The 5,302-nt window shown below is 73.7% G+C and carries 4 protein-coding genes; all 4 read right to left on the bottom strand.

All coding sequences use genetic code 11. The features are described 5' to 3' along the window. Window positions 1–40: 40 nt before the first annotated feature. Window positions 41–943 carry a Gfo/Idh/MocA family protein gene (locus HO151_RS06715; protein WP_173895169.1) on the bottom strand — a complete coding sequence of 301 codons (903 nt, stop codon included), beginning with the start codon at window positions 941–943 and terminating at the stop codon, window positions 41–43. A 211-nt stretch (window positions 944–1,154) separates the two neighbouring features. Further along, window positions 1,155–3,317 (bottom strand): 1,4-alpha-glucan branching enzyme, encoded by a 2,163-nt coding sequence (gene glgB / locus HO151_RS06710; protein ID WP_217422932.1) that lies wholly within the window; start codon window positions 3,315–3,317, stop codon window positions 1,155–1,157. A 126-nt stretch (window positions 3,318–3,443) separates the two neighbouring features. Next, window positions 3,444–4,853, bottom strand: a complete 1,410-nt coding sequence (locus HO151_RS06705; protein WP_173895168.1) for a maltokinase — start codon at window positions 4,851–4,853, stop codon at window positions 3,444–3,446. Between the two features lie 14 nt (window positions 4,854–4,867). Then, window positions 4,868–5,302, bottom strand: a 435-nt coding sequence (locus HO151_RS06700; protein WP_173895167.1) for an alpha-glucosidase C-terminal domain-containing protein, incomplete at its 5' end; no start/stop codon positions are given.

Raw genomic sequence — 5,302 nt, 5'->3', positions numbered from 1 at the left:
GGGCAGCCCGACGCCGGGCCCGCTCTCGTGCCGGGCGGGCTCAGCGCCCCGCCGCCGACGCCGCCCGCGCGATCAGTTCCTGGAGGTGGAGGCCGCGCCGGGCGTCGAGCTCGCCGGACACCCCCGTGCGCACGGCGGTGGCGAATTCCCGGCGCAGTACCGGCCAGCACGCGTCGTCGTCCAGGTCCGCGTTGTCGTACACGAGACCCGGCCGGGGTCCGAAGAGCTCGACGCGCAGGAGACCGGGCCGCACGTCGACCGACCCGGACAGCGAGGCCTGGCTGACCGCCCCGCCCTCGTGCTCGCAGGTCAGCTCGATCCACTTGCGGGGATCCCCGGTGCCGCGGATCTCCGTGATCGGCCCGATCGCGGCGTCCAGCAGGTCCAGGACGTGGGGCCCGACGTCCAGCAGGGCACCGTGCTCCAGCCGCCAGGGGGTCGCGAAGTCACCGCCGAGGAAGGCGCTGCTCAGACCGCACGAACGGGCCCCCGACACCTCGACGGCCCGCGCGGCCCGCAGGAACTCCCGGGCGACGGGGTGGTAGCGATTGCTGAGGACGACCTGGGAGACGACCCCGGCCTCGTCGATCGCGTCGACGAGCCGCCGGGCGGACGGCACGTCCAGCCCAACCGGCTTCTCCAGCAGCACCGCCTTGCCCGCCTTCGCCGCGCGTACGGCGAGATCCGCCTGGATGTCCGGCGGCACCGCGAAGGCCACCGCCTCGCACAGGTCGAGCAGCTCCTCGAAACGCCCCGCGGCGACGGCTCCGTACGGCTCGGCGGTCTCCCGCGCCGCCTCCGGACGCCGCGCCCACACCGCCGTCAGCTCCGTCTCGGGTCCGGCGGCCAGGACGGGCGCGTGCACCCCCCGCGCCCAGGGGCCGGCGCCGACCAGGCCGACCTTGACGGGGGAGTGGGGCCAGGGGGAAACGGTGTCGGCCACGGAAGTCCAATCTGCCTGCGCTGCGGGATCAGTGCCGGGAGGCGGCGACCGGGCAATGAACGGCCCCGGCGGGACGTGCCCGCAGGGCGCGGCCCGGCCCCCGTGCGCGCCTTCCCCCGGAGGGCGGGCGTACACGGGGGCCGGTTCTCCGGGCCGGGAGCGGAGCCGACCGGGAGCGGACCGGAGAGGGAGCGGAGCGGAGAGGGCGGACCTACGCGGGCCGCAGCCACACCGTCGCCAGCGGCGGCAGCGTGAGCCGCACCCCGGACGGCCACCCCTGCCACCCCTCCCGGTCTGCCTTGACGGCGCCGGAGCGGGTGACACCGCTGCCGCCGAAGCACGTCGCGTCGGTGTTCAGGACCTCCCGCCAGGCGGCCACGCCGTCCGGGACACCCAGCCGGTAGTCGTGCCGCACCACCGGGGAGAAGTTGGAGACGGCCAGCAGCGGGCTCCCGTCCGCCGCGAACCGCAGGAACGCGAAGACGTTGTCCTCAGCCGCGTCCCCGGCGACCCACGCGAACCCGGCGGGGGAGGTGTCCCGCTCCCAGAGCGCCCGGGTGGCCCGGTACTGCAGATTGAGCTCGCGGACGAGGTCCCGCACCCCCCGGTGGTCCGCCTCCGCGCCGTACGCCGGATCGAGCAGCCCCCAGTCGGGGCCGTGCTCCTGCGACCACTCGGCGCCCTGCGCGAACTCCTGGCCCATGAACAGGAGCTGCTTGCCGGGGTGGGCCCACATGAAGCCCAGGTAGGCACGGTGGTTCGCGCGCCGCTGCCACCAGTCGCCGGGCATCTTCGACACCAGCGCCTGCTTGCCGTGCACGACCTCGTCGTGGGAGATCGGCAGCACGTAGTTCTCGCTGTACGCGTACACCATCGAGAACGTCATCTCGTGGTGGTGGTACTTGCGGTGCACGGGCTCGTGGCGGATGTACTCCAGCGAGTCGTGCATCCACCCCATGTTCCACTTCAGGCCGAACCCGAGGCCGCCGGAGTCGGTGGAGCGGGTCACCCCGTCCCAGGCGGTCGACTCCTCCGCGATGGTCACGATCCCCGGCACCCGCCGGTACAGCGTCGCGTTCATCTCCTGGAGGAACGCCGTCGCGCCGAGGTCCTCCCGGCCGCCGTGGACGTTCGGCGTCCACTGCCCGTCCTCGCGCGAGTAGTCGAGGTAGAGCATGGAGGCGACGGCGTCGACCCGCAGCCCGTCGATGTGGAACTCCTCGCACCAGTACACGGCGTTGGCGACGAGGAAGTTGCGCACCTCCACCCGGTCGAAGTCGAACTCGTAGGTGCCCCAGTCGGGGTGCTCGGCGCGCCGGTCGTCGCCCGGCTCGTACAGCGGCTCCCCGTCGAAGCGCGCCAGCGCCCAGTCGTCCTTCGGGAAGTGCGCGGGCACCCAGTCCATGATCACGCCGATGCCGGCCCGGTGCAGGGCGTCGACGAGGTACCTGAAGTCGTCCGGGGTGCCCAGCCGGGAGGTGGGCGCGTAGAAGCCGGTGACCTGGTAGCCCCAGGAGCCGCCGAAGGGGTGTTCGGCGACCGGCATCAGCTCCACGTGGGTGAAGCCGAGGTCGGCGACGTACGCGGGCAGCTCGTCGGCGAGCTGCCGGTACGTCAGCCCCGGCCGCCAGCTCGCGAGGTGGACCTCGTACACGGAGAACGGAGCCATGTGCACCGGTGTGTCGCCGCGGTGGGCCATCCACCGTGCGTCGCCCCACTCGTGGTGCGCGGCCGTGACGACGGACGCGGTGTCGGGCGGCACCTCGGTGCGCCGGGCCATCGGGTCCGCCTTGAGGAACCGCTCGCCGTGGCGGGACGTGATCTCGAACTTGTACCGCGCGCCCTCGCCGACCCCCGGCAGGAACAGCTCCCACACCCCGGCCGCGCCCAGCGAGCGCATCGGGAACTGCGTGCCGTCCCAGAAGGTGAAGTCCCCGGCCACCCGCACCCCCCGGGCGTTCGGCGCCCACACCGTGAAGCGGGTGCCCGCCACGCCCTGGTGCGTCATCGGCTCGGCGCCGAGCGCCCGCCACAGCTCCTCGTGCCGGCCCTCGCGGACGAGGTGCAGATCGAGTTCGCCGAGCGCCGGCAGGAAGCGGTACGGGTCCTCCACCTCCAGCTCGACACCGCCCTCGTACCTGACCAGCAGCGTGTACTCGGGAACCGGGTCGAGCGGCAGCACTCCCGAGAAGAGGCCACCGCCCTCGCTGTCCAGCACCATCCGCAGCCCGTCCGGCAGCGCCACCGCCACGGACTCGGCGAACGGCCGCAGCGCACGCACGACGACGCCGTCCGGCACCGGATGCGCCCCGAGCAGTGCGTGCGGATCGTGATGGGCCCCCGACAGGAGCCGTTCGCGGTCCGCCCCGTCCAGCGAGGAGACCGGCTGCCGTCCGGCCGCGCCGCCCGGCCCCGGCCCGGACGGACCGGCCCCGGCAGCTCGGACGTGCACGGACGGCGGCGGGGTCAGGGGCACGGAGATGTTGCGGCCTGTCACGTTTCAGCCTCCTTGGGCGCTGTGGAAGGAAGGGACCGGCGTGTGCGGACCGCCGGACTGCACGGGGTGGTGCTCGGCCAGGCGGGCGATCGCCGCCATCGGCACGGGGAGCCAGTCGGGCCGGTGCCGCGCCTCGTACAGGGCCTCGTACACGGCCCGGTCCGTCTCGTACGCCCGCAGCAGCTCGGGCTGCGCACGCGGGTCCCACCGCGCCTGGACGGCGTACCCGGCGCAGTAGGCCTCCCGGCAGCGGAGCGCCCACTCCGGGCGCCACGGGTGGCGGCTGCGCGCGGCGTAGTCGAAGGAGCGCAGCATCCCCGCGACATCGCGTACGGGGGACTGCGGCCGGCGGCGTTCGGCGATCGGACGGGCCGGCTCGCCCTCGAAGTCGATGACGAACCACCGCTCCCCGGCCCGCAGCACCTGGCCCAGGTGCAGGTCGCCGTGGATCCGCTGCACCGGACGGCCCGAGTCGAGGGCGGCCAGCTCGTCGAAGGCGCCCCGCAGCCCGTCCGCGTAGGGCAGCAGCTCGGGCACCGACCGGCTCGTCGCGTCCAGCCGCTCGATCATCGCGGCCGCGAGCCGTCTGCTCCCGTGCCCGGCCGGCGCGCCCGGGGCGAACGCCGCGGCCAGCGCGAGGTGCACCTCGGCGGTCGCCCGCCCCAGTTCGTACGCCTCGTCCGCGAAGTCCCGTCCCGCGGTGAGCGCTTCGAGCGCCAGGGTCCATCCGTCGGCGGCGCCCGGCAGGAACGGCTGGAGCACACCGAGCGTCGCCACCTGCGGTTGCGAGGTCCGGAACCACGCCACGGGGGCCGGCACCCGGGTGCACCCCTGGCGGGCCAGGGCCCACGGCACCTCCAGGTCCGGGTTGACGCCGGGCTGGACCCGCCGGAAGACCTTGAGGATGTAGGCGTCGCCGTACACCAGCGAGGTGTTGGACTGCTCGGCGCCCAGGAGGCGCGGCGTGAGACCGGCCGGGACGGACACCTTCGCGTCACGCTCGAACCGCAGGGGACCCGCCGTCCCGGCCGTGCGCAGCCGCTCCAGGAGAAGGTCGGCGGAGCGGGGCTCCTGGAGGGCGTCGTACACGGTCAGACCGGCCAGCGGCCCCTGGCTCGCCCGCCCGATGCGGGCGTGGGCCAGCCGGGGAGGCAGTTCCTCCCCGACCCCCAGGAGCAGCTGGTAGCAGTCGCCGGGCTGCGACGGGGACGAGGTCTGCCCGGTGCAGACCAGGAGGTGCAGGCACGTCGGGTGCAGTTCGGTGACCGAGAGCAGGGACAGCTCCGTGACCCGCCGGCCCTTGCCCGCGAACCAGCGCTGCTCGGGCAGCCAGGTCCGCAGCAGATCGGCGAGCGACGTCAGCAGATGGGCCGGAGTGTGGCCGCTGGGGCGGGGTGAGACGACCTTGCGCATGACGACCCGTCCTTTCAGGAGCACACCGTCAATCGGCGTGTGGTGAGCGGAGTGGGGTCCTGGTGGAGGCGGAACCAGTAGAAGCCGTGGCCGGCGAGGGTGAGGAGGTAGGGCAGTTCGCCGATGGCGGGGAAGCGGACGCCGCCGATGAGTTCGACGGGGTGGCGTCCGCTGAAGGTCTGCAGGTCGAGTTCGGTGGGCTGGGGGACGCGCGAGAAGTTGTGCACGCACAGGACGAGATCGTCCCCGTTCCCCTCCGCGGAGGGGGCTTCGCGCAGGAAGGCGATGACGGCGGGGTTGGAGGAGGGCAGTTCGGTGTAGGTGCCCAGGCCGAAGGCGGGGTTCAGCTTGCGGATCTCGATCATGCGCCGGGTCCAGTGCAGGAGACTGGACGGCGAGGACATGGCCGCTTCGACGTTGGTGACCTGGTAGCCGTGGACGGGGTCCAT

This window comes from Streptomyces sp. 8P21H-1 (assembly GCF_013302945.1).
Note: the sequence above shows the minus strand (reverse complement) of the source record. Positions and strands in the feature narration are given on the sequence as shown.